The organism is Flavobacterium rhamnosi, assembly GCF_048286515.1.
Classification (GTDB): Bacteria; Bacteroidota; Bacteroidia; order Flavobacteriales; family Flavobacteriaceae; genus Flavobacterium.
Window position 1 is genome coordinate 73871 of sequence record NZ_JBLVPS010000007.1, and the last position, 24421, is coordinate 98291.

The 24421-nt window shown below is 33.9% G+C and carries 20 protein-coding genes; 12 read left to right on the forward strand and 8 right to left on the reverse strand.

Annotation, left to right across the window (positions count from 1 at the left end; translation table 11 throughout):
- Positions 1 to 84: 84 nt before the first annotated feature.
- Complete coding sequence (locus ACNQGN_RS07875; protein WP_417987290.1) at positions 85 to 1317, reverse strand: hypothetical protein; 1233 nt, start codon at positions 1315 to 1317, stop codon at positions 85 to 87.
- Between the two features lie 2 nt (positions 1318 to 1319).
- Positions 1320 to 1913, reverse strand: a complete 594-nt coding sequence (locus ACNQGN_RS07880; protein ID WP_417987291.1) for a Crp/Fnr family transcriptional regulator — start codon at positions 1911 to 1913, stop codon at positions 1320 to 1322.
- 205 nt (positions 1914 to 2118) lie between these two features.
- On the opposite strand from ACNQGN_RS07880, the gene ACNQGN_RS07885 reads away from it, so the two are divergent.
- On the forward strand, positions 2119 to 3933 hold the full coding sequence (locus tag ACNQGN_RS07885; RefSeq protein WP_417987292.1) for a hypothetical protein: 1815 nt from the start codon (positions 2119 to 2121) through the stop codon (positions 3931 to 3933).
- Between the two features lie 80 nt (positions 3934 to 4013).
- Here ACNQGN_RS07885 and nadB read toward each other — a convergent pair whose 3' ends face one another.
- The 3 genes from nadB to ACNQGN_RS07900 all read right to left on the reverse strand — a co-directional run bounded on the left by nadB (position 4014) and on the right by ACNQGN_RS07900 (position 7861).
- Positions 4014 to 5552 (reverse strand): L-aspartate oxidase, encoded by a 1539-nt coding sequence (gene nadB, locus ACNQGN_RS07890; protein ID WP_417987293.1) that lies wholly within the window; start codon positions 5550 to 5552, stop codon positions 4014 to 4016.
- Positions 5552 to 6481 (reverse strand): quinolinate synthase NadA, encoded by a 930-nt coding sequence (gene nadA, locus ACNQGN_RS07895; protein ID WP_417987294.1) that lies wholly within the window; start codon positions 6479 to 6481, stop codon positions 5552 to 5554. Before nadA ends, nadB begins: the two co-directional genes overlap by 1 nt.
- 756 nt (positions 6482 to 7237) lie before the next feature.
- Entirely contained in the window at positions 7238 to 7861 is a 624-nt protein-coding gene (locus ACNQGN_RS07900; RefSeq protein WP_417987295.1) for a murein L,D-transpeptidase catalytic domain-containing protein, read from the reverse strand.
- A 347-nt stretch (positions 7862 to 8208) separates the two neighbouring features.
- On the opposite strand from ACNQGN_RS07900, the gene ACNQGN_RS07905 reads away from it, so the two are divergent.
- The 4 genes from ACNQGN_RS07905 to ACNQGN_RS07920 all read left to right on the forward strand — a co-directional run bounded on the left by ACNQGN_RS07905 (position 8209) and on the right by ACNQGN_RS07920 (position 11671).
- Positions 8209 to 8583: a hypothetical protein gene (locus tag ACNQGN_RS07905; protein ID WP_417987296.1), complete on the forward strand. Its 375-nt coding sequence runs from the start codon at positions 8209 to 8211 to the stop codon at positions 8581 to 8583.
- A 113-nt stretch (positions 8584 to 8696) separates the two neighbouring features.
- A complete protein-coding gene (locus ACNQGN_RS07910) occupies positions 8697 to 9494 on the forward strand; it encodes an MbnP family protein (protein ID WP_417987297.1) in 798 nt (265 codons plus the stop codon).
- A gap of 163 nt (positions 9495 to 9657) precedes the next feature.
- Positions 9658 to 10695 (forward strand): cytochrome-c peroxidase, encoded by a 1038-nt coding sequence (locus ACNQGN_RS07915; protein ID WP_417987298.1) that lies wholly within the window; start codon positions 9658 to 9660, stop codon positions 10693 to 10695.
- Between the two features lie 4 nt (positions 10696 to 10699).
- Positions 10700 to 11671, forward strand: a complete 972-nt coding sequence (locus tag ACNQGN_RS07920) for a transporter (RefSeq protein WP_417987299.1) — start codon at positions 10700 to 10702, stop codon at positions 11669 to 11671.
- Positions 11672 to 11833: 162 nt separating this feature from the next.
- Here ACNQGN_RS07920 and lysS read toward each other — a convergent pair whose 3' ends face one another.
- Positions 11834 to 13540, reverse strand: a complete 1707-nt coding sequence (gene lysS, locus ACNQGN_RS07925; RefSeq protein WP_417987300.1) for a lysine--tRNA ligase — start codon at positions 13538 to 13540, stop codon at positions 11834 to 11836.
- A gap of 205 nt (positions 13541 to 13745) precedes the next feature.
- Here lysS and ACNQGN_RS07930 point away from each other — a divergent pair, with 205 nt between their 5' ends.
- The gene (locus ACNQGN_RS07930) at positions 13746 to 14477 is read left to right on the forward strand and encodes a hypothetical protein (protein WP_417987301.1); all 732 of its coding nucleotides are present in this window, start codon (positions 13746 to 13748) and stop codon (positions 14475 to 14477) included.
- 104 nt (positions 14478 to 14581) lie between these two features.
- Positions 14582 to 15313, forward strand: a complete 732-nt coding sequence (gene lipB, locus ACNQGN_RS07935; RefSeq protein ID WP_417987302.1) for a lipoyl(octanoyl) transferase LipB — start codon at positions 14582 to 14584, stop codon at positions 15311 to 15313.
- Here lipB and ACNQGN_RS07940 read toward each other — a convergent pair.
- Positions 15310 to 15969, reverse strand: coding sequence for a ribonuclease HII (locus ACNQGN_RS07940; protein WP_417987303.1), 660 nt, complete (start codon positions 15967 to 15969; stop codon positions 15310 to 15312). The genes lipB and ACNQGN_RS07940 overlap by 4 nt on opposite strands.
- 174 nt (positions 15970 to 16143) lie before the next feature.
- On the opposite strand from ACNQGN_RS07940, the gene ACNQGN_RS07945 reads away from it, so the two are divergent.
- The 4 genes from ACNQGN_RS07945 (at position 16144) to ACNQGN_RS07960 (ending at position 20723) form a co-directional block, all read left to right on the forward strand.
- On the forward strand, positions 16144 to 18102 hold the full coding sequence (locus tag ACNQGN_RS07945; RefSeq protein ID WP_417987304.1) for a putative porin: 1959 nt from the start codon (positions 16144 to 16146) through the stop codon (positions 18100 to 18102).
- 217 nt (positions 18103 to 18319) lie between these two features.
- Positions 18320 to 19681, forward strand: coding sequence for a pyridoxal-phosphate dependent enzyme (locus ACNQGN_RS07950; RefSeq protein ID WP_417987305.1), 1362 nt, complete (start codon positions 18320 to 18322; stop codon positions 19679 to 19681).
- Positions 19682 to 19780: 99 nt separating this feature from the next.
- Positions 19781 to 20263: a 3'-5' exonuclease gene (locus ACNQGN_RS07955; RefSeq protein WP_417987306.1), complete on the forward strand. Its 483-nt coding sequence runs from the start codon at positions 19781 to 19783 to the stop codon at positions 20261 to 20263.
- A gap of 232 nt (positions 20264 to 20495) precedes the next feature.
- Entirely contained in the window at positions 20496 to 20723 is a 228-nt protein-coding gene (locus tag ACNQGN_RS07960) for a PspC family transcriptional regulator (RefSeq protein WP_099714538.1), read from the forward strand.
- Positions 20724 to 20798: 75 nt separating this feature from the next.
- Here the strand turns inward: ACNQGN_RS07960 and ACNQGN_RS07965 are convergent, their stop codons facing one another.
- Complete coding sequence (locus ACNQGN_RS07965; RefSeq protein ID WP_417987307.1) at positions 20799 to 22250, reverse strand: amino acid permease; 1452 nt, start codon at positions 22248 to 22250, stop codon at positions 20799 to 20801.
- Positions 22251 to 23073: 823 nt separating this feature from the next.
- Here ACNQGN_RS07965 and ACNQGN_RS07970 point away from each other — a divergent pair.
- On the forward strand, positions 23074 to 24216 hold the full coding sequence (locus tag ACNQGN_RS07970) for an acyl-CoA dehydrogenase family protein (protein ID WP_417987308.1): 1143 nt from the start codon (positions 23074 to 23076) through the stop codon (positions 24214 to 24216).
- Positions 24217 to 24421 lie beyond the last annotated feature (205 nt).

Consider the following 24421-nt stretch of genomic DNA (forward strand, 5'->3'; position numbering starts at 1 on the left):
AGCAAGCAAAGTATCATTTATCACAGGTATAATTCCGATTACCTGATTTTGTGTAGCACAGGCTTAGTTGTTTTAGGAGTCCAGTTAAAAAGACGCGCTGTTTTTAACTTTCTTTATAGAAAAATAGGTAGTCAGTCCTATTCCAAAAAGTAAGAGTAGCGCGACTATAAAAAGTAGTTCATTCACATACGGAATAATAGTGTAACTAAACGATGCAACACCTTGAACAGCCAAGACCAACTCATTTAATAAAACGCCAATGGAGAATATAATCAGACCGATTTTTATCTTTTTACTGGTAGTACTGATATGATTAGCATAGATGTAAAATAACAAGAACAATGTAATGACCGCCAATAGAACCAAGTGTAAATAGGCTATTACAATTGGTCTGAAACCAAACGCAAGCTGGCTTAAAAACGGAACGGTTGAACCTAATTGAAGCAGTATTTTTATACTTAATGCCAGCGAGACAAACAGTAAAATGTATCGTAATAAAAGCGGATAGTTTTTTAAATACACTTTTTTCGTTTGTATTAAAAGTATAAGAAGTTTGAACCAGGCAAAAACCTGAACTATTGCGGAAATCACCGTAATTGCATATAGCCAATAGGGAATGTCAAGCCAGAGTGTTGATAAAAAATAAGCAGGAATACAGGAAATCGCAAACAGTTTAAATGATGTTTCATAAAAGGAATTTTCTGATTTTTTTAGGTTTAATAACCCAAAAAACAAACCCATACATGCAAAGAAAAACCATCCGTTATATTGAAAATGAAGAAAATAATAGATGGAAGATAAATACAAATCCTGAATAACATTTTTACTCGCCATCATATAAGCCAGGTAAAATGTTCCGAAAGAAGAAATAATACTAAAAGTTATGGCAGCTTTAAACCAGTTTATTGCTGCCAATTCAGGGTCAATTTTTCTTAGATCTTTGATGTAATAATAGCCAAAAATATAAGAAACGAGAATTGATACCGTAGAGAATAGAATTGAAAACATTCCATAACCTTGAATAACAAAGAAAATCAGCATCCCGTAGGAACAAATAAGATTGGCGATAATTATTTTTTTGTATTTATTTTCCTGGAAATCTGCTGTTTTGGTCTGAAGGTAATCAATCATCAAAGTTATCAAGGTATGGCTAATCCAACCGGAAAACGCAAAATGTGAATGGGAATGCAGGATGTTTTTTTGATTGAAATAAGGAAATTCGAAACCTATTTTATAACGCATTAAAACGCCAAGGGAGGCGACTATACAAAGATTTAACAAGGAGAATTTAAGCCAATACTTTATATTTAGTTTCATTTTTAAAAAAATATTTTATGATTGATGATTTCAACTTTGTTGCAATCATTCATTTTAGAGAAAACACGAATAACCGTTTCGACTCTCAAGCCGGTAAAATTTGCAATTTCCTGACGTGTGTAAGGGATTAATACTTTTTTGAAAGTACATTCCGATTTTCTTTTGTGTGCATTCAAAAAAGCAATAATTCGGAACTCCGGTTTTTGGTTTATAATCTCTTTTGAAGTATTGGATTTTGAATGAATTTTGTTGGCAAGCAAAAACAAAAATGATTTTTGGATTAGCGGATATTCATCAAGAATTTTTAAAAATTTATCTTTCGTTAATTTTATAATTGTGCTGTCTTGAATAGTAATCGCTTTTGACGGATACAGTTGGTCAATAAATAAAGGTGGCTCGCCAAAACTCTCTCCTTTACAAAAAAGGCCTTGTGTGTACTCTTTCCCTTCGTCATTTGAGTTAAACATTCTCACACTTCCATCAATAATTTGGTAATAAAAATGTGCCACTTCATCTTCATCAAAAATTACTTCATTTTTTTTGTATTTTTTTGCAACAGCTCCCCAAGAAAAAAGTAAATCTATGTCTATTTGCATAATCAGATTGGGATTAGGATGTGTTATTTTGAACCTTTAAGGTCAAATGTTTGTACGCCATTTAAGTATAATTTTAAAACAATCTCAAAGCAGCACTTTAAATGGCTAAGGTATTTTGATAAAGTAGAATAGAGCATGATATTTATCAGCTTTTATGCAGATTTGTTTAGCGACTTTTGTACTTTATTTATAAAACATTAAGGGCATGACAGCAATTAAACCAAATCATACATTTCATATTCCTGTTATGGGACTTGCATATACGATTGATAGTCCGATACGAGTAGCGAAGTATGGAATATCTTCGGTAGTTTCAATTATGGATGATGAACTCATCGAAAAAATGAATGCTTTTTACAGCAAGAAATTCAATCTTCCTTATTACGAAATTACGCAAAAAATCATGGATTATCGCGCAGATCGTATTACTTCTTATTTAAATTTGATAGACAAAATCGTAAAAGAAAAATTCAAGAATTTTAAAATTGAATTATCCGAAAGCAAATTTGAATTGGAGAATTTTATGGCTATGCTTCCTAACAAATCGGAGCTTAAATTAGGCTTGCAAAATTTGTTGGAAGACGGCTTTTCTTTTAAGGAAAATGTCAAAGATTATTTGGAGAGCAACCTTTATCCCGGCGATATTGATGTCAATATCATGACTAAACTCGATAAAGATAATTTTATAAAAGACGAACAATTGCCAATTGCTTTTAATGATGCGCATGCCGCTCTTCGTGGTTTCGCTAATAGCACTTTGGAATCTTCGGTAGTTTTGTCTGCGGGGATGAATCCAAGATTGTACAGTTATTTTGAGAATTTCACGGCTTTCTTTCCCGATTTGAATAACAGACTCAGAAAGAAAATTACACTGAAAGTGAGCGATTTTCGTTCGGCTATGATTCAAGGAAATTTTTTAGCTAAAAAAGGACTTTGGGTTTCTGAATATAGAATCGAATCCGGATTAAATTGTGGCGGGCACGCCTTTGCTACTGATGGTTATTTGTTAGGCCCTATTTTAGAAGAATTCAAACAAAAAAAAGAGCAATTGATTCAATCTGCTCACGATTTGATGGTAAAAGCATTAGGACAAAAAGAAATGCATGTGCCGGAGCAGCCATTGGATTTAAAAATTACTGTTCAGGGAGGTGTGGGAACTGCAGAAGAACACGATTTTCTGTTGAATTATTATAATGTTGATTCTGTGGGCTGGGGTTCTCCATTTTTATTAGTTCCCGAAGCCACTTCGGTTGATAAGGATACCAGAGAATTATTGGCGAAAGCCAAAGAAGAAGATTTGTATCTGAGTCATATTTCGCCCTTAGGAATTCCCTTCAATACTTTGAGAGGAACTACCAATGAAATATTCAAGCAAAAGCGAATTCAGGAAAGTAAAGCGGGAAGTTCTTGTCCAAAACGATTTTTAGCATTAAGCAAAGAATACGGTGCAAAAGGAATTTGTACATCTTCCAAAAAATATCAAGACCTCAAACTGGAAGAGTTGTTGCAACAAAAAGAGGTGCTATCTGCGGAAATTTATGAAAAAAAGAAAAACAGTATTACGGAAAAAGCCTGTCTTTGTGTGGGTTTAGCCAATGCTTCTTATCTTGAAAATGATATTAAAATTAAAGGGCAGGCCCAGGGTGTAATCATTTGTCCCGGACCAAATATGGCGTATTTTAACCAGGAAGTTTCTCTTTCTGAAATGGTAAAGCATATTTATGGAAACGCGTCAGTAGTAACGGTAACTGATCGTCCAAATCTATTTGTCAAAGAATTGAAAATGTATTTGGATTATTTGAAAAATGAAATAACAGCAGTTTCTAATGAAATAACAGCGGCACAAATAAAAAAATGGCATCTGTTTAAAAATAATTTAATAGAAGGAATCGGATATTATGAAGATTTGTTTTCATCAGGACATTTTTTCGAAAGCACTAAAAAGGAGATTCAAAGTCAGTTTAAGGGCTATAAAAAGGAACTAATTGAGATTGAAATTCCAGAATTGGTTTTGGTTTAATAAAAAAATCGGCTTGAAGTTTTTCAAGCCGATTTTTTTTGGAATAAAGAGGATAGTCCTTTTATATTTTAAAAAATAATTTAGTTGCTTGCGGACGCTTTAACTTTCATAAAACCGCCACGATTATCATTCCTTTCAATGGATTGTTGAACAATCAAATTTCCAATGGTGATCATGTTAAGCAGTTCGTAAAAAGGGGTGCTGATTTTATAGCTTTTGCCCATTTCTTCCATTTCATTTTGCCAAAGCAATAGTTGCTCTTTGGCTTTAACCAAGTCCGAATCATCCCTCACAATACCTGCATTCTGACGCATCAAAAGCTGTAGTCTGGCTTTTAGTTTAGCCAGATAATCGGAATTAATTTCAGGCTTTTCAACTGATTTCCAATTTGAAATACTACCATTGAATTCAGGCTTTTCAAGACTAGAATTCGCTAAATAATTATAAATTTTATCGGAATAGACAAGTGCTTCCAGCAATGAATTAGATGCCAGTCGATTAGCGCCATGCAATCCTGTTTGAGAGCATTCCCCACACGCAAATAAATTGGAGACAGTTGTTTTTCCATTTTTGTCCACCATAATTCCACCACAAAGGTAATGTTGAGCAGGAATCACAGGAATCCAATCTTTTGAAATATCAATTGATATGCTTTTGCAACGCTCATAAATCATAGGAAAATGTTTTATAAAAAGGGCTGAATCTAAATGAGTACAGTCCAGATAAACGCAATCGTCTCCTGATTTTTTGAGCTCTAAATCAATACTTTGTGAAACAATATCTCTGGAAGCCAGTTCGCATCTGCTATCATAGTCCAGCATAAAACGGTGTTCTTTCTTGGTGCGTAAATAAGCACCGAAACCTCGAACAGCTTCTGAAATTAAGAATTTAGATCCTAAAGAAGAATCATATAAAGCTGTAGGATGAAATTGAATGAACTCCATGTCCCTGATGATAGCATTCGCACGAAAAGCCATAGCAATTCCGTCTCCGGTTGCAATTACAGGATTTGTCGTATGGCCGTAAAGATGGCCAATTCCACCAGTGGCTAGTACCGTAAAATCTGATTTAAAAGTAATAATTTCTTTTGTTTTTTCATCCAGTGCGTAGGCACCAAAACAAGAATTATTTTGAGTTATTAAGTCCAGTGCAAAATGGTGGTCCAGAACGGTAATATTCTCTTTTTGATGAACCTGTGCTAAAATAGCACGTTCAATCTCATGACCAGTTTGGTCTTTATGATGTACCACCCTGTTTTGAGAATGACCGCCTTCTTTACCCAAATCGAAATTACCCTTTGTGTTTTTATCGAATTTGGCGCCCCATTCTATTAGCTCTTTTAATCGTTTTGGTCCCTCAGTAACGACCATTTCAACCACAGAGGAATCACATAGACCATCTCCGCAAATGAGGGTATCGTCAATGTGTTTTTTATAGGAATCTTCGGTTTTGTCAGTAACTATTGCAATCCCGCCCTGCGCATATTTTGTATTCGATTCATCTTCGTTCGACTTGGTGATTATCGTGATTTTTCTATCAGGAAATCGTTCGGCTATTTTTATGGCAAAAGTCAGTCCGGCCACACCAGAACCGATGATTAGATAATTGGTTTTGATCATTATTTTGATAATTCAAGCATTCGTTCAATGGGAAGCAACGCTTTTTTTCTAATGTTTTCAGGCACATCAATTTCAGGACTTTCATGAACTAAGCAATCATATACTTTTTGTAAAGTATTCATTTTCATATAACCGCATTCGCTGCAAGCACAAGTATTGTCATCTTTAGCGGGAGCTGGAATTAATATTTTTTGAGGTACTTCCTGTTGCATTTTATGTAAAATTCCTGCTTCAGTGGCGACAATAAATTTAGTGTTAGGATTGGTTTTTACATAATCAATCATTCCGGCTGTTGAACCAATATAGCTTGCCGTTTGTAGAATATGCGTTTCTGATTCGGGATGTGCGATAATTTTGGCGTCAGGATGCTGTTTGTGAACTTCAATTAATTTATCCAAAGAAAAAGCTTCATGAACCACACAAGAGCCGTCCCAAAGTAGCATGTCTCTACCCGTTTTACTGATGATGTATTTTCCCAGGTTCTTATCAGGAGCAAAAATTATAGGGGTTTCTTTAGGAATGGACTCCACAATTTTTAAAGCATTCGATGAGGTACAAACAATATCACTCAACGCCTTAATTTCAGCGGAACAGTTCACATAGGTTATAACAATGTGATCGGGATGATCATCAGTGAATTTCTTGAATAAATCTGGAGGACAGGATTCGGCAAGTGAGCAACCTGCTTTCAAATCGGGAAGGATTACTTTTTTGGATGGGTTTAAAATCTTTGCCGTTTCAGCCATAAAATGTACGCCTGCAAAAAGAATGATATCGGCATCCACTTTCATGGCTTCTTGTGACAATCCTAAGCTGTCACCCACATAATCAGCAATATCCTGAATGTCGGCTTCTTGGTAATAATGTGCTAAAATAACCGCATTTTTCTCCTTTTTCAATTCCAATATGCGCTCCTTAAGACTTTTCATTTTTAGTGATTTTATTTATTCTATAGATTTGTCAAATTTAGTAAATAATCCTTCAAAGTACTAAATTCCAATAAGGTCTATTTTGGAAGTTTATATTAGTGTTAATAATTAATGTAATAGCGTAATAATTTATAACATTCCTATTCAAAGGGTGTATTTACGTTGAATTATACGGTAAAAGTCTCGATATTTTCTTAATCGTAGTTTTTATGTCATTTATAAAAGTCATCAGATGGTCTATTTCGAGATGATCCGCATTACATTTTGTGCCATTGATTATCTTTATCGTATTTTTCAAAGGTTTCCAAACGTATAGAAGCATCAAGTTGCATTGGAAAGGCAGCAGAAAATCGGACGAATGTTTAGGTTTTTTTTTAAGAAATGGAAATTTTACAACTCCAATTCGAGATTTATTTTGCATTTATTACCTTGATTATTTGGATTGTTTTCTAATTTAGGGAGATTACTCCTTAAAAAAATGAATTGACAATGTCTTAGGATTTATTCTTTTCTATTTTATAAATATAGGGTCACAAAAAAAAACACAGAAAATGATTTTTATCATATTTTAATTTGTATTTCAACACGTAATTTGCAGCAGAAATAAAAGAGATTTTGTTTTCCATTTACTAAGTAATAATTGCAGGATAGCATTTTTACCAATAATTTAGATTAGGGTCATTAACAAAGACTTTCCAGGTTCGTTCTTTAGATTTTGAAAGAAGAGGAATAATGGATATCGTTTATAGCGTCTTATTAATAGTAAATTTCTAAAACGATTTTGGTTTTGGAATTGTCAATTAGTTTTTCAATTCGTTTATAAAAGTCGGCATTTAGCATTGGACAGCCAAAACTTTTGCAAATGGGTTTATCCTGTTCTTCATAAGGCACTTTATCGTATTTATGGAGAACAATATTTCTTATAAAAGCATTATTGTTTGTCTTGTCTAAACCGAAAAGTTTATAGGCTTTGCCAAAGTCTCCAGTATAGCTGTTTCCGATATAATATTTGCCCAATGATGTGCAAAGTGATTGGTTGATATTACTGAATTTTAGTTGGCCTTCAATTTGTGTTTCTGAACCAAAACCGTGAGTAACCAGACCTTGGTCAATTATTTTGTTGTTTTTTAAGTCATAAACAAAGAATCTGTTTTTCCCGGACATGATTTTCATGTCAATAAGAAAAGCAATTTCATTGTTATAATTAAGATTATTGGTAATGAATTTTTTGATAATACCAGCACGACTCAAAAGTTTTTCTTCTGTTGAATCATCGGATATAGAAATTTCAGAATATTTATTTTTAGTATTTTTTGATGAAATTTTGATACTAAAAAAGAATATTCCTATTGCGATTAAAACGAAAATGAGTTTTTTCATTTTAGTAGTCTTAGATATATTTTTCTGTTTTGTTTTGAAAGAGAGCCACAAACTTAGTTACAAATGTCCATCCAAAAAGAGGATGAATTTGCATAAAATGTCAAGACTATTATTTTACAAAAATAAGCTTTTATTTTTTATTGTACTGGTGCTTAATGTATTATTAACAAATAAAAAAATAAGTTATTTATGAATTCAATTTAATAACGAAATAAAATATTGGAATGTGCACCTACTCTTGAGATCCATAAATAACAGGTATGTTTAAAAAATAAATTCTAAAAAAAATCTTTTATCCTATTGCGTTTAGGCTATTAGAATCTGAAAAATATATTTACTTTTGTCCCATGAAAAAAATAGTATTCATAATCGTATTAATCATGTTTCTAAAACCAGTCCTTCCGGTTTTAGAATATGTGGTGAATTATGAATATATTTCAAAAGTACTTTGTATCAATAAAGACAAGCCCAAAATGCAATGCAACGGGAAGTGTCATTTGATGAAAGAATTGGCGAAAGCTTCTGATACAGATAAGCCAGCTTCTTCTGAGAAAAAAACAGTATCCCAAGTTTTTGAAGTGTTGTTTTTTGAAGAAATTCAATCTTTCAAAATTGCGCATGTTTGTTTTGGTACTAAAGAAAAAATAAACCCGGTTTATTCCAATTTATATTCTCATTTGAATTTGGATTCTATTTTTCATCCTCCGATTTTTAATTCTTAAATTTTAAATAAAACAATTTTACGCGTGCTTTTTAATTGACCATTGTCATTTGAAAGTATTTTGTACGCGTAATTATTTCAAAAACAAAAAATAAGAATTATACAATTATATAAATGAAAAATTTACTAAATAAAGCAATAGCTATTATTGCAATAAGTGTTGTGTTTGCTGGATGTACAAATAATGATGAGGTCATCTCAGGAACTGGAAACCTTGGCGTGGAATTCGATAATGCATTTGGATCAAATGACTTGATATTAAATACTCAAACCAACACGACTTCAAACAACGAGGTTTTAAAAATTAGTACTATTAAATACATAATCAGCAACATCGTCTTGACAAAAGAGGATGGGACTACCTTTGTCTATCCAAAAAGCGAAAGCTATTTTATCGTTGATGAAGCTACTGAAGCCAGTCATTTATTGGAATTAACTAATGTTCCTGCTGCAAATTATACCAAAGTAAAATTTGGAATAGGAGTTGACAAAGCGCAATGGGAACTGGGAGCGACGGGTCAGGGAAATTTCCTTGCTGTTGCCCAAGCTGCTGAAATGATGTGGAGTTGGTCTGCAGGGTATAAATTCTTGGCTTTCGAAGGTGTGTTTACGTCACCAACAGTGACGAACAGCACATCGTTTATGGTTCATACCGGACAAACAGGGACGGATTATAATTATACAGAAGTAACACTAGATTTGCCAACAAAAGCAATGGTGCGAACTACTATTGCCCCGGAAATTCATGTTGTGGCTGATTTGTCTAAAATTATAGATGGCACAAATAAAATTAAACTTTCTGACAATAATATGGGTGGAATGGGAGCCATGATTATGGGTGGAGCAAATTTGCCTTTAATCACAGTAAACTTAAAAGGAATGTTTACGGTGGCTCACGTTCATAACGATTAATTCATATTGAATTAGAAGCTATACCCTGCGATACATCGCAAGTCCTTGCTAAAAAATGTGGTTTTCTAAGTCGGAAAAAGAGCTTCCTTTAATTGTTTTTTTCGTAAGAAATCACATTTTATGCTATGGCTTTCTATTGCTGCCGGGGCTAAAAACCTTAAATATGTACAAATTAATCTTGTTACTTCTCTTTTCGATTTCTCTTTCCAGTTGCTCGGATCAAGATGATGTTTATGTGAATAAACCTTTAAATTTCGAAGTGCCGTCTAATTTTCCGGATTTGGCTTATAATATAGCACTAAATCCACCAACAGAGAAAGGATTTGAATTGGGGAAAAAATTATTTTATGATGGAAGATTATCTTCGGATGGTCTTATTTCTTGTGGATTTTGTCACATTCAAGAAGATGCATTTACACATCATGGACATACTTTCAGTCACGGTGTTGGAGATAATATAGGAACCCGTAATACGCCTTCGATTCAGAATCTTGGCTATCAAACTGCATTTATGTATGACGGAGCAACAACTCATTTGGATTTGCAGCCTATTATTCCATTGACAAGTGTTATCGAAATGAATGGCAATTTGATGGCAATTGTTGCCATGATGAAATCCGATAAAACCTATCTAAAGCTTTTTCAACAAGCATTCACGGATGGTGAAATAAATACCGAAAATATGCTGAAAGCACTTTCTCAATTCATGTTGATGGTGACTTCATCTAATTCTAAATTTGATAAATACCGTCGTAATGAAACAGGCGGCACTTTTACTTCAGACGAAGCAGCCGGTTACGCGCTTTTTAATTCAAAATGTGCTTCGTGTCACGCTACGGATTTGATGACCGATAATTCATATCGGAATAATGGCCTCGCTATCAATCCGCAAATAAATGATGTGGGAAGATTTCGGGTGACACAATTAGCAAAGGATTATTATAAATTCAAAGTGCCAAGTTTGCGAAATGTAGAAAAAACTGCGCCATACATGCACGATGGAAGATTCGGGACATTAGAGTCCGTTTTGAATCATTATGCTTCAGGAGTTCTAAATTCGGCAACTTTAGATCCGGTGCTAAATCAAAACGGAAATTTAGGAATTCCGATGTCTGATTCTCAAAAAATGCAATTAATTGCCTTTCTAAAAACATTAACCGATAATCAATATCTAACCGATAGCCGATTCTCAGAATATTAAAATCATGAAAAATAGAATTCTAATTATTGTTTTATTTCTTTTTGTAAACCAGTTTGTCTCTGCTGAAATAGAAAAAGACAGCATTTCGAGATTTACCTTTCAAAAAATGCAATTACTCGAAGATTTCGAATTTGATTGTGATGCCTGTGGTTGTTCGGCCAGTGGCGGAAGTATGGGGTTCAGTTCCATGCTGAACAATAACTTTGTAGGCTTACGCTATTTAAATCAGAGTTATAGCAGTAGAGACGGTATTTTCGCGAACTCACCATGGGTAGACGAAAATTTCAATACAGTACAAATTTGGACAAAAATACCAATTACAGAGAAAATCCAGATTTCGGCATTGGTCCCCTATCATTTTCATAATCGTGAACTTTCCACCGGAACCGAAAGCATCAAAGGACTTGGCGATATTTCCGTTATGGCAATGTATTCAGTTTATCAAACGCATAGAGACAGTACGGTTTTTACGCATAAATTACAATTAGGTGGAGGCGTAAAAATACCAACAGGGAAATTTGACGAAGCTAATAATACAGGAAGTGTCAATCAGAGTTTCCAAGTGGGAACAGGTAGTTGGGATTATCTTTTGGTATCGGAATATGTAGTTAAAAAGAAAAATTTGGGATTAAGTACCATGTTGAATTATACTTTTAAAACCGAAAATCAAAAGCAGTACCAATTTGGAAATCAATTTAATTACGGTAGCACATTGTTTTATCTTTTTGATTTACCTGCCATAAAACTGGTTCCACAGTTAGGCTTAGCGGGCGAAGTTTATGAAACCAATAAACAATTTGGAGAGAAATTACCGGACACTTCGGGAGATATTCTTTTTACTAAATTTGGGGTTGAAGCGGGAAAAGGTAATTTTTCCATCGGTATCAATGCAATGCTTCCTATCAGTCAACATTTATCGAGTTCAAAAATCGAAGCCAATTATCGTTGGAGTGTTAATTTGAATTATACTTTGTAAGCCTGATTCTTATTGAGCAGATAACGTTTGCCAATTAAAGTATTAAAAAAAAGTTTTCATATCAGGGACTGGTACAGATACGTTCAATAAACTGAAATAAGTTTTTGTTGTAACAAAAAAAGGAGCGTTAGCTCCTTTTTTTAATAACTTAAACGCAATAACTTACGCTAATTCCACTATTTTGATATCATCAACTAAGGCTACTTTTACTAAACCATACTTGGCTAATCCTTTCATTGCTGCATCCCATTTCTTTCCGCTCAAATCTGATTTTACTTTTAATAATCCCAAATTCATTTTACTTTCATTAGTTTTCAAAATAGCAATGATAAGTTTTTCTTCGTCTAACAATTCAATTTGAACTTGTTTTTTTTCTGGTCTCATTTGCGGAAACAATAACACTTCTTGAATTGAGGCATTATTAGTCAAGAACATCATCAATCGGTCCATTCCAATTCCTAATCCAGAAGTTGGCGGCATTCCGTATTCTAAAGCTCTCAAGAAATCTTCATCTATAATTCCGGTTGCTTCATCATCTCCTTTTTCAGCTAATCTCATTTGCTCTTCAAAACGTTCTCTTTGGTCAATTGGATCATTCAATTCAGAATAAGCATTCGCTACTTCTTTACCACAAACCATTAATTCAAAACGCTCTGTTAATTCTGGATTGTCACGGTGCTGTTTACAAAGCGGTGACATTTCTTTGGGATAGTCCGTGATAAAGGTAGGTTGGATATAATTTCCTTCGCATTTGGCGCCAAAAATTTCGTCAATCAATTTTCCTTTACCCATAGTGGCATCCACATCAATTCCCATTCCTCTTGCTGCATCAAATAATTGAGCTTCGTTTTTGCCTGAAATATCAAAACCAGTAAAATGTTTGATAGAATCGGTCATTGTAACTCTTGCATACGGTGCTTTAAAGTTTATAGTATGTTCTCCAAAGGTTGCTTCGCTGATTCCATTTACACCAATTGCACAATGCTCCAATAAGTTTTCGGTGAATTTCATCATCCAGTTGTAGTCTTTGTAGGCTACATATATTTCCATTGCGGTAAATTCTGGGTTGTGCGTTCTGTCCATTCCTTCATTACGGAAGTTTTTCGAAAACTCATAAACACCATCAAAACCACCAACGATTAATCTTTTTAAATATAATTCATTCGCAATACGCATGTATAAAGGCATGTCAAGCGAGTTATGGTGCGTGATAAAAGGTCGTGCTGCCGCACCACCAGGAATAGGTTGTAAAACTGGAGTTTCAACTTCAAGATACCCTTTTTCATTAAAGAAAGAACGCATCGAATTGAATAATTTAGTTCTTTTGATAAAGGTTTCTTTTACATGATCGTTAACGGTTAAATCCACGTAACGACGACGATATCTTTGTTCCGGATCAGCAAAAGCATCATGCGTTTTTCCGTCAGCATCAGTTTTTACAACAGGAAGAGGTTTCAAAGCTTTCGCCAAAACAGTCAATCCATAAATGTGAATCGAGATTTCCCCTACTTGCGTTTTGAAAACCGTTCCGCGAACACCAATAAAATCACCAATATCTAATAGTTTTTTGAAAACCACATTGTACATTGTTTTCTCTTCATCAGTCGAAATATCATCTCTCGAAACATAGATTTGAATACGTCCTTCAGCATCTTTCAATTCTGCAAATGATGCCTTGCCCATAATACGTTTTCCCATCAAACGACCGGCAAGAACCACTTCCTTACCTTCAAACTTCTCGAAATCGGCTAGGATTTCACTGGAATAGGCGGTTGTGATGAATTCGGCTGCGGGATAGGGCTCAATGCCTAAATTGCGTAATTCGGTAAGCGCTTCTCTACGTAATATTTCTTGTTCGGATAATGCCATTTTATTCTGATTTTAAGAGCGCAAAGATACTGTATAAGTAGCAAAGTAGCAAAGTGGTAAAGGTTTTTTGGAGCTATTTCTGGCTTTAGACTACAATCTTTTTATATTTAAAGAAAAAATAAAAGGGATTTCCATCACAATCCGGACTATAAATTGTAGTTATTAATTTACATTTGGCGAAAATAAGCGTTCAAAATCATAAAAATTGAAAAATATAATTTGCGTTTTGATGCTATTGATAATTGTCACGACAAGTTGTCAAATCACCGAAACTATAGATTTAAAACAAGACGGGAGTGGAAAAATAGAAACCGAATCGCTTCGCGACGAACACAGCTACATGCAGTTGGCTGGTGAAAATTATTCCAAAGAAGAAAAATTTGAGGACACGACTTACGTCTTCAAGGATTTTATAACAAAATATTCGGAAACATTCTCAAAGCTTCCAGCATTCGAAAAAGCTATTTTTCAAAAATATGCAACCATAAATGTTCATATCAAGAAAAGTTCCTACGAAAAAGAGTTTCGAACAAAAATTAGTCAAAATTTTAATAAAATAGAAGAGCTTCCTGATTTGTACAAAACGCAGGAATATGCGGATGATTTAAAACATAATTATGCCTTAAGCGCTGAAGAACATTATTATACTGTAAGTTATTCTTTTGACGGTAGTCTTTTCAAAAGAATAGTGAAAATTACAGATTCAGTGGAATTAAAAAAGCAACAAGATAAAATTTCAGAATTGAAAACCCGATTTTCCAATTTTAAAATCAATCAAGTTTATGTTTTAAAGTATCATTTTCCGCGAAAAATAAAATCAATCTCAAACGCCAGTGCAAAAATAGGCGAAGACAAAAAATCATTAGAATTACAATTTCTGTTATCGGATTGTTTACAAAATCCTGAAAGTACTAGACTTGAAGTGATTTTAGAGTAATTATTTGATGATTTGCGTTGCTTTCCTCTCAAGTTTTTGAATCTGTAACTTCTCTTAAAAACTTTGTACCTTTGCTGTTCTGAACTTTTGCACCTTCAAAAAAAATGAACAAAATAATCCAACTTAAAGATTTAGGAAATAAAGATTACAAAGCAACTTGGGAATACCAGGAAGAACTGTTCAAAGGAATTGTAGATTTAAAAATTAAGAATAGGAGAGAAGAAACCAATTTAGACACCCCAAATTATTTTCTTTTTGTGGAACATCCACATGTGTATACTTTGGGTAAAAGTGGAGATTTAAGTAATCTATTGCTGTCCGAAAAGCAATTGGAAGCTAAAGGAGCTACTTTCTACAAAATCAATCGTGGTGGTGATATTACGTATCATGGTCCAGGACAAATTGTAGGTTATCCTATTATTGACTTAGAAAATTTCTTTACTGATATTCATAAATATTTACGTTTTCTGGAAGAAGCGATTATTTTAACGTTGGAAGAATATGGTATTACTTGCGGAAGAAGTGAAGGCGAAACCGGAGTTTGGTTGGGCGTGGGCACACCATTTGCAAGGAAAATTTGTGCTATGGGAGTTCGTGCTTCCCGTTGGGTAACCATGCATGGATTTGCTTTAAATGTAAATGCTGATTTAGGTTATTTTGATAATATTATTCCCTGTGGGATTCGTGGTAAAGCAGTAACTACATTAAACGTAGAACTCGGAGTTGAAAGCGTAAACGAAGAAGAAGTGAAAGAAAAAATTCTGAAACATTTTTCGAATCTTTTCGAAGGGACTTTTACGAGATCTGAAATAAGAAATCTTCAATCAAAAATCTAAATTTCTAACTTTAATTGTTCCGGTAATAAACGAAATGTCATGCGGTGGTATTTTGTAATACCATATTTTCGGATAGCCTCACGATGCTCTTTGGTAGGATAGCCTTTGTTTTGTTTCCAATTGTACATTGGAAATTCTTCATGAAGCCGATTCATATAATCATCGCGATACGTTTTTGCCAATACGGAGGCAGCGGCAATGCTCATAAATTTAGAATCCCCTTTTACGATACTGGTATTTGGAATGGAATTTAGAATTTCGAGTTCAATAGTAGTGAAAATTTTGCCTCCACGATTTTTTATTCCTTTTTTGTGTATCAGCGGCGCATTTCCATCAACAATAATGTATTCCGGCCTGGGATTAAGTTTCAAAATACTTTCCTGCATTGCTTTTATAGAGGCATTCAAAATATTGATTTCGTCAATGACCAAAGGCTCAAGATGCGTCACAGCAAATGAAATGGCTTGCTGCTCAATAATAGATCTTAATTCTTCTCTCGTCTTTTCGGATAATTGTTTACTGTCGTTCAAGATTATGTTCTCAAAATCGAATGGCAATATTACGGCCGCTGCAGTGATAGGGCCAGCAAGACATCCACGACCCGCTTCATCGGTTCCGCTTTCGAGAATAATTTTCGAAAAATTGTTTTCGAGCATATAGTTTTGTTTTGAAGAAACAAATATTATAAAATTTTCTCTGGAAAAATGCGTTATCTTTCTATTTGTTATAACAATCCTATAAAATGCAGTGTTTTTTTATTTATACGTTTTTATAAATTACCTTTGCTTGATTAAAATTGTAAAAATAATAGCCTAATTATACCCTTTCAAATGAGAATTTTCTTTTTTTTTATTTTTTTATCATTCTCCACGTTGGTGTTTTCTCAGGAAAAGAACAGTGAAAATTTAGATTTTAATAGTAAATACAATAGTTCGGATTCAATAAATAAAAAAAAGAAACCAGTTGCTACTATAGATATGTATCGGGTGATTACCTTGGATCGGGATACAACTTATATAGACACTTCGCTGACTATTCAAAAGGAATACAGTCATAATTATTTACGAAAAGACATTTTTGGACTTTTACCTTTTTCTAATGACGGACAAACGTATAATACTTTACAGTATAGTTTAACTGATTTTTCTCCTTTTCCGGAATTTGGATTCAAAGCAAAACATTTTAATTTCCTGGAAGCAAACCAAATTAGATATAGTTCTGTAGCCACTCCAGTTACCGAATTATATTTTAAAACTACCATTCAAAAAGGCCAGTCAACGGATGCGTTTATTACTTTAAACACTTCGGAGAATCTCAATTTCTCTATAGCTTACAGAGGATTACGCTCTGAAGGGAAATATATAAATCAACTGTCGAGTACAGGAAATTTTAGATTTACCGTAAGTTATAACACTAAAAACAAGCGTTATTATTCCAATACACATTTCACTTCTCAGGATATTTTAAATGAGGAAAATGGTGGGATTACAACAATTAGTGATTTCGAAAGTGAAGACCCGAATTACAGCAACAGACAACGACTTGAGGTGTTCTTTTCAGATGCTAAATCATTTCTGAAAGGGAAAAGAATTTTCTTAGATCACAATTTTAGAATCAATGCGAATAAAGGAGCTAATAATTTATATTTGACCCATCAGTTTAATTATGAAAATAAATTTTTTGAATACAATCAGGCTACCGTCCCCTCAAGTGTGGGCGGAAGTATAGTGTTCAGATTTGGGGGTTCTTTTAAAGATAGCGGAATAAACGATCAGACCCATTATAATAAAATGTACAATAAAGCGGGATTAATTTATGAGAATACAACTTTAGGGAAATTTCAATTTTTTATTGATGATTTTGGTTCTAATTACCACTACAATCAAATATTAATTTTTGATGATAAAATAGTTCCCAGTTCTTTAAGTCAAAACATAAATAATGTAGGAGGGCAGTATGAGTACCAAAAAAACAAGTGGAACGGAAAATTCTTGTATTCAAGATCCATTACCAATCAATCGCTGTCAAATTTGGATGCAAAAGTGAAATATGATTTTAATGATGAAACGGAATTGTCATTTCAATATCAAAACATAAATAAGTTGCCAAATAATAATTACAATCTCTATCAGAGTAGCTATATCCAATACAATTGGTCAAATGATTTTAAGAATGAAAAAATCAACTCAATTAGCGCCAATGCCGTTACACCATGGGTTAATGCATCGCTGCAGTATTTAGTTCTAAACGATCATTTGTATTTTAATGATGTTTCAACAGATGCTCAGATCGTAGCAAGGACCCAAATCGTTGCGCCGACTCAATATGAAAAGACAATTAATTACTTGTCAGTGAAAGTGAGTAAAGAATTAAAATTCGGGAGTTTTGCTTTAGATAATACTGTTTTGTATCAGAAAGTAGATCAGCAGGATAATGTCTTAAATGTGCCTGAAATCGTAACGAGAAATACCTTTTATTACTCGGGTTATTTTTTCAAACAGAATGCTTTGTTTTTGCAGACAGGAGTCTCCTTTAATTATTTCACGAAATATTATGCCAATGATTACAATCCGGTGATTGGTGAGTTTTTTGTTCAAAATGGAAAGGAAATTGGGAATCATCCTAATTTTGATTTCTTTATTAATGCAAAGATCCAAAGAACCAGAATTTATATAAAAGCAGAGCATTTTAATTCCGCTTTATCAGGAAATAATTTTTATTCTTCACCTAACAGTCCCTCTCGTGATTTTACATTTCGTTTTGGATTAGTTTGGAATTTCTTCCAATAATCCTTGTGACGTTTTCTACGATCCGCTATGACTTTATTTGGCTTGACAGTAGGTAAGTAAAGGATACTGTTTTGGGTAAAATTCAGTAACTGCTTTGGAATAAAAGCATCCTGAAAATAAGCACGAACGAAAATTCGGCAATTAAGATTGTTTTGTAACAAAATGCTATCTTTGTAGGGCGATTTATAACAACTCACATTTTTAAATGAATAATAAAATGCACTACGCAGAAAACATATTAGGCACAATAGGTAACACACCATTAGTAAAACTAAATAAAGTGGTTGCTGGAATAGATGCTTTGGTGCTTGCTAAAGTAGAGACTTTCAATCCCGGGAATTCTGTAAAAGACAGAATGGCCGTAAAAATGATTGAAGATGCCGAAGCTGATGGAAGATTGAAACCAGGAGGGACTATTATTGAAGGAACTTCAGGTAATACAGGAATGGGATTGGCATTAGTGGCTATTATAAAAGGCTACAAATTAATTTGCGTGATTTCAGATAAACAATCCAAAGAAAAGATGGATATTCTTCGTGCAGTAGGAGCAAAAGTGGTAGTTTGTCCGACTGATGTAGAACCTAATGATCCACGTTCTTATTATTCTGTTTCTAAAAGACTGGCTGAAGAAACACCTAATTCCTGGTATGTAAATCAATATGATAATCCATCCAATACGTTAGCACATTACGAGCAAACCGGACCTGAAATTTGGGAGCAAACTGGTGGTAGAATTACTCATTTTGTATCTGGAGTAGGAACGGGAGGGACAATTTCAGGAGTCGGAAAATACTTGAAAGAAAAGAATCCGAGTATTAAAATTTGGGGAATTGACACCTATGGTTCTGTATTTAAAAAGTACCATGAAACAGGAATTTTTGACGAAAATGAAATCTACTCGTACATAACCGAAGGAATTGGAGAAGATATTTTACCAAAGAATGTTGATTTCTCTTTAATTGATGGTTTTACAAAAGTAACAGATAAAGACGCAGCGGTCTATACCCGTAAAATTGCACTTGAAGAAGGGATATTTGTTGGAAATTCAGCAGGAGCAGCTGTAAAAGGCTTGTTGCAGCTCAAGGAACATTTTAAACCAGAAGATGTTGTAGTGGTGTTGTTCCATGATTCAGGAAGTCGTTATGTAGGTAAAATGTTTAATGACGATTGGATGCGTGAAAGAGGTTTTGTGGACGAGGAAATCAAAAAAGCCGAAGATGTTATCAAGGATCATATCGATAAACCATTAATTGTAGTCCGTACGGAAGAATTAGTTTCACACGCTATCGAAAGAATGCGTAAATACAAGATTTCTCAAATTCCGGTGATAGACGTCACAGGATTCGTAGGGTCTGTAGATGAAAGTGATTTGTTTCAAAGTTATGTTGCCGATAAAAATGTAGCAGACAGGCCTATTAAAGAAATTATGGGAAAACCATTTCCAATTGTAAAATTGGGAACTTCAATAGAAGAAGTGTCTAAATTATTTACCAAAGAGAATGATGCAGTTCTGGTTGAATTAGAGAATGGGAATCACCATATTATTACCAAATATGATATTATTGGTTCGATAAAATAATATTTGTATTTCCAAGTATTAAAATTTTTATTGCCATGAATTTGACGAATTTAATTCGTTAAATTTGTGGTTTTTTAGTTTTTACAAAATACAAATAAAATGACTTTCACTGCTATAGATTTTGAAACCGCAACAGCATTCCATCCTTGCTCTGTAGGTATTGTTACCGTAGAAAACGGAATAATTGTAGATGAGTTTGTCAGTTTAATAAAGCCGCCAAATAATCTGTATTCTCCTTTTACCATTCAGGTGCATGGAATTTATCCGCGTGATACAGTGAATGCAAAATCATTTGCGCAAGTATATCCAGAAATTAAAAAACGTCTTCAAAACAGGGTTGTTGTGGCTCATAATGAGAGTTTCGATAGAAATGTTCTGGCTAAATCAATGGCGCTTTATAATTTGGATTATGCTGATTTGAATTTGGCACCTCGTTGGGAATGCACTGTGAAAATCTACAAAGCCAAAGGATTGAAGCCAACTAAATTAAGTGATTGCTGTCAGGAAATGAAAATACAATTAAATCATCACGAAGCATTATCAGATGCTCGGGCTTGCGCTAAATTGTATTTATTGAGGTAAATTTCTTTTATTTCTATTTTTATTGCTTTGCTTTTTCGTCTAAAATCTCAAAATAAAGGAAGATTTTCTTATTTGTCTCTTTTAAAAAAAGTATTGTGCTAATAGTAAATGCTTAGAATGTGACAGTGGGGTTGAACTATTCGAAAATGGATAATTTGAATATCAGTTAATGTGAGAATAAGATAATGTTGTAAGTTTGTATTCTGAAAGTGAATAATCAAAGGAGCTAAAAATGTCAGTAGTAATAAAACTTAAGTTTTTTTTTGAAAAGCACGGTTTTCATGTTTCTTCCCGTTTGGCTGATACATTAGGAATGCGTGCCAGTAGTGTGCGATTGTTTTTTATCTATTTGTCGTTTGTTACGGTTGGATTGTGGTTTGCTGTTTATTTGACATTGGCATTTTGGATTCGCCTAAAGGATTTAATTAGGGCTAAACGCACTTCTGTTTTTGATTTGTAGTGTAACAGTAATAAAAAAGGGATCGTAAAGTATTTCAAATACTTTACGATCCCTTTTTTTATTTAAGGAATAAATTTATTTATCCGGATTGTTTAATTTACTATTTTTCTTTCCATATACAAAATAGATCAGAACCCCTAAGGCCATCCATACAATAAGTCTAACCCAGCTTTCGTTCGGTAATGAATACATTAAAGCTAAACAGATTAATATTCCTGCAATAGGAACGTAAGGAACTAAAGGTGTTTTAAATGATCTAGGAGCATCTGGCATTCTTTTGCGCATTACTAAAACTCCAATACATACTAGTACGAAGGCCAATAATGTTCCAATACTTACCATGTGACCCAAATCACTTACGGGTACGAAACCTGCAAAAAGACTCACAAATATCATGAAGAAAATATTTGTTTTCCATGGAGTTCTGAATTTAGAGTGAATGTCACTAAAGAAAGAAGGCAATAAACCATCTTTACTCATCGTGTAGAAAACACGACTTTGTCCCATTAACATTACTAGCATTACAGAAGTATAACCCGCTAAAATAGCGACAATTAATCCAGTTTGTAGAAATGAATAGCCAGTTTTGGCAAATGCCGTTGCTGCTGGTTTAGCATCTCCTGCAAAATCACCATAAGGAACAAGACCTGTCATTACGTGTGCAAACAATACATAAAGGATAGTACAAATTACTAATGATCCTAAAATACCAATTGGCATCCCTTTTTGTGGGTTTTTTGCTTCTTGAGCTGCTGTCGAAACAGCATCAAAACCGATAAAAGCAAAGAAAACAGTTCCAGCTCCGGCAGCAATTCCAGACCATCCAAATTCTCCAAAAACGCCTGTGTTGTCTGGGATGTATGGAGTATAGTTTGCAGTGTCAATAAAACTCCAGCCTAAAACAATAAACATAATTACTACAATAACTTTTACTACAACAAGGATGTTGTTTATGGAGGCAGATTCTTTAGTTCCTCTTATCAATAATAATGATAGCATAGAAACGATAAAAATTGCTGGAAGGTTTATCGTTCCGCCTTCTATAATAGTTCCGTCGCTTAGTTTTAATGTTTCCCAAGGTGAACATATCAGATTATGGGGGAGGTGAATTCCGTATTTATTTAATAGTTCGAGTAAATATCTCGACCAGCTCACACCTACTGTAGCGGCTCCTAATGCATATTCGAGAACTAAATCCCAGCCAATAATCCAAGCCATAAATTCTCCCATAGTTGCATAGGAATAGGTGTAGGCACTTCCTGCTACGGGTATCATTGATGCGAACTCTGCATAGCAAAGTCCTGCAAAAGCACATCCTACAGCGGCTAAAATAAAAGAAAGTGTAACTGCCGGGCCTGCATGTTCTGCTGCTGCAATACCTGTTAATGAAAATAATCCGGCTCCAATAATTGCCCCAACTCCAAGTGCTACTAATGAACGTGAAGACAAAGTCCTTTTTAATCCTTTTTCAGATTCTGATGCTTCATTTAGCAATACCGAAAGTGGTTTAGTTTTCCAAATTGACATAGTTTATATGGTTTGTTTGTTATTAAGGTCCAAATGTATTCTTTTTTATAAAAAATAAAAACAATAATTGAGTTTTAAGTTATAAAAAAATAATTTACCTGTCTTTATTAGGGATTTAATCTAACAAGAAGCTTTTTTGGAGGCAGTCCAAACGATATCTTGCTTTGTTTTTAAAATAATTTATCCTTTTTGACTATTTTTCTTTGAAAAACCAAGCGTTTTGATTTAATTTATCATTTAGATTTCTTACTATTAAAATAATATTAAAACTGAATTATGAGTTGGGCTATAGAATTATTCTAAGTTCCTCATGGAACAACAGACAGGTGTTTTTAATTGACTATTAGTATTGTTGTTTTGCAACTGGTTTTTTTTTTTTTTTTTGGATTTTAGTTTTGGATACGATCAAATTGATTCCGTCAAAACCCAGAATCAAAAATGACTTTCTAAAATTGATTCTTTCAATCTGCAGGTTATAAAGAGTATAACTCAGGAAGCTTTTTTCAAAAAAACGACGCTATTTCTTAACGAATGCAAGTAGCAATAGAAAGTTTAAGAGGTTTTATTTCTCGAAGTTGTTGGAATTTTAAATGATCATTTTGAAGTTGTACTTCTCTCATTTTTAAAAAAGATAAATAGTAATACTTGTTCATAAAAAGCACTTTCTCAATTTTCTAATTTAAGGGATACTCCTGAGAAAAATTGTAAGAATGAAGGTAGATATTAAAAATATTGAGGATTTAACAAAAAATAAGGGATTTCCTGTTGATAAAGCAAAAATAATTGACTTATATTTGAACTTTTAAAATAAAACTGTATTACAATGAACTTTGACTACAACGAAACGCAATCAATGATTGCGCAATCTATAAGAGATTTTGCTGAAAAAGAAATTCGCCCGAATATCATGGAGTGGGATGAAGCACAAACATTTCCAGTGCCTTTATTTAAGAAATTAGGTGAAATGGGTTTTATGGGTGTTTTAGTGCCGGAAGAACTTGGAGGTTCTGGATTAGGATATCATGAATACATAACTATTGTAGAGGAAATTTCAAAAGTAGATCCATCGATTGGTTTGTCTGTTGCGGCGCACAATTCTTTATGCACGAATCATATTTTGACATTTGGAAGTGAAGAGCAAAAGAAAAAATGGATTCCTAAACTAGCCACTGCTGAGCATATTGGTGCTTGGGGATTGACGGAGCATAATACGGGATCTGATGCCGGTGGAATGAATACTACCGCAAAAAAAGATGGAGATTTCTGGATTGTTAATGGAGCAAAAAATTTCATTACGCATGCCATTTCTGGAGATATCGCTGTTGTTATTGTTCGTACTGGTGAAAAAGGAGATTCAAAAGGAATGACAGCCTTTGTTTTTGAAAAAGGAATGCCAGGTTTTACCTCGGGAAAAAAAGAAAATAAATTAGGAATGCGCGCAAGTGAAACTGCTGAATTGATTTTTGATAATTGTCGCATTCCAGATGCTAATAGATTAGGCGAAGTTGGGCAAGGTTTTGTTCAGGCGATGAAAATATTAGATGGCGGAAGGATTTCCATTGGCGCATTGTCATTAGGAATTGCCAAGGGCGCTTATGAAGCTGCCTTAAAATATTCAAAAGAGAGGCATCAGTTTGGTCAGCCAATTTGTGAGTTTCAGGGAATTTCATTCAAATTAGCTGATATGGCAACTGAAATTGAAGCTTCAGAATTGTTGTTGCACAAAGCAGCCTTCTTAAAACAACAACACAGACCGGTGACTACGATGGGTGCTATGGCTAAAATGTATTCTTCAGAAGTGTGTGTGAAAGTTGCGAATGAAGCGGTACAAATTCATGGAGGTTATGGTTACATCAAAGATTACCCGGTAGAGAAATTTTATAGAGATTCTAAATTATGTACTATTGGTGAAGGAACTACTGAGATTCAAAAAATAGTTATTTCAAGAAATTTATTGAAGGAATAGTTTTTTTGGGATTAAAAAATAAAATAAAGAGTCGGTGTGCATTAAATTGTAGATTGGCTTTTTTTTTGCGTCAAGGATGAAAGAGGAAGGTTCGGAATACAATGAGAGCATGCAATGAATGGTTGGCTGAAAGGATGCTTTGATGACGGTAAAAGTGGTGTTCGCAGGCACGCCCAAAAATAATCTGTAATTCATGACTTGTAAT

What these genes read in the sequence shown, in the direction of transcription:
- ACNQGN_RS07875 (WP_417987290.1), bottom strand. Translation starts at nt 1,317, where the DNA reads ATGAAACTAAATATAAAGTATTGGCTTAAATTCTCCTTGTTAAATCTT.
- ACNQGN_RS07880 (WP_417987291.1), bottom strand. Translation starts at nt 1,913, where the DNA reads ATGCAAATAGACATAGATTTACTTTTTTCTTGGGGAGCTGTTGCAAAA.
- ACNQGN_RS07885 (WP_417987292.1), top strand. Translation starts at nt 2,119, where the DNA reads ATGACAGCAATTAAACCAAATCATACATTTCATATTCCTGTTATGGGA.
- nadB (WP_417987293.1), bottom strand. Translation starts at nt 5,552, where the DNA reads ATGATCAAAACCAATTATCTAATCATCGGTTCTGGTGTGGCCGGACTG.
- nadA (WP_417987294.1), bottom strand. Translation starts at nt 6,481, where the DNA reads ATGAAAAGTCTTAAGGAGCGCATATTGGAATTGAAAAAGGAGAAAAAT.
- ACNQGN_RS07900 (WP_417987295.1), bottom strand. Translation starts at nt 7,861, where the DNA reads ATGAAAAAACTCATTTTCGTTTTAATCGCAATAGGAATATTCTTTTTT.
- ACNQGN_RS07905 (WP_417987296.1), top strand. Translation starts at nt 8,209, where the DNA reads ATGAAAAAAATAGTATTCATAATCGTATTAATCATGTTTCTAAAACCA.
- ACNQGN_RS07910 (WP_417987297.1), top strand. Translation starts at nt 8,697, where the DNA reads ATGAAAAATTTACTAAATAAAGCAATAGCTATTATTGCAATAAGTGTT.
- ACNQGN_RS07915 (WP_417987298.1), top strand. Translation starts at nt 9,658, where the DNA reads ATGTACAAATTAATCTTGTTACTTCTCTTTTCGATTTCTCTTTCCAGT.
- ACNQGN_RS07920 (WP_417987299.1), top strand. Translation starts at nt 10,700, where the DNA reads ATGAAAAATAGAATTCTAATTATTGTTTTATTTCTTTTTGTAAACCAG.
- lysS (WP_417987300.1), bottom strand. Translation starts at nt 13,540, where the DNA reads ATGGCATTATCCGAACAAGAAATATTACGTAGAGAAGCGCTTACCGAA.
- lipB (WP_417987302.1), top strand. Translation starts at nt 14,582, where the DNA reads ATGAACAAAATAATCCAACTTAAAGATTTAGGAAATAAAGATTACAAA.
- ACNQGN_RS07940 (WP_417987303.1), bottom strand. Translation starts at nt 15,969, where the DNA reads ATGCTCGAAAACAATTTTTCGAAAATTATTCTCGAAAGCGGAACCGAT.
- ACNQGN_RS07945 (WP_417987304.1), top strand. Translation starts at nt 16,144, where the DNA reads ATGAGAATTTTCTTTTTTTTTATTTTTTTATCATTCTCCACGTTGGTG.
- ACNQGN_RS07950 (WP_417987305.1), top strand. Translation starts at nt 18,320, where the DNA reads ATGCACTACGCAGAAAACATATTAGGCACAATAGGTAACACACCATTA.
- ACNQGN_RS07955 (WP_417987306.1), top strand. Translation starts at nt 19,781, where the DNA reads ATGACTTTCACTGCTATAGATTTTGAAACCGCAACAGCATTCCATCCT.
- ACNQGN_RS07960 (WP_099714538.1), top strand. Translation starts at nt 20,496, where the DNA reads ATGTCAGTAGTAATAAAACTTAAGTTTTTTTTTGAAAAGCACGGTTTT.
- ACNQGN_RS07965 (WP_417987307.1), bottom strand. Translation starts at nt 22,250, where the DNA reads ATGTCAATTTGGAAAACTAAACCACTTTCGGTATTGCTAAATGAAGCA.
- ACNQGN_RS07970 (WP_417987308.1), top strand. Translation starts at nt 23,074, where the DNA reads ATGAACTTTGACTACAACGAAACGCAATCAATGATTGCGCAATCTATA.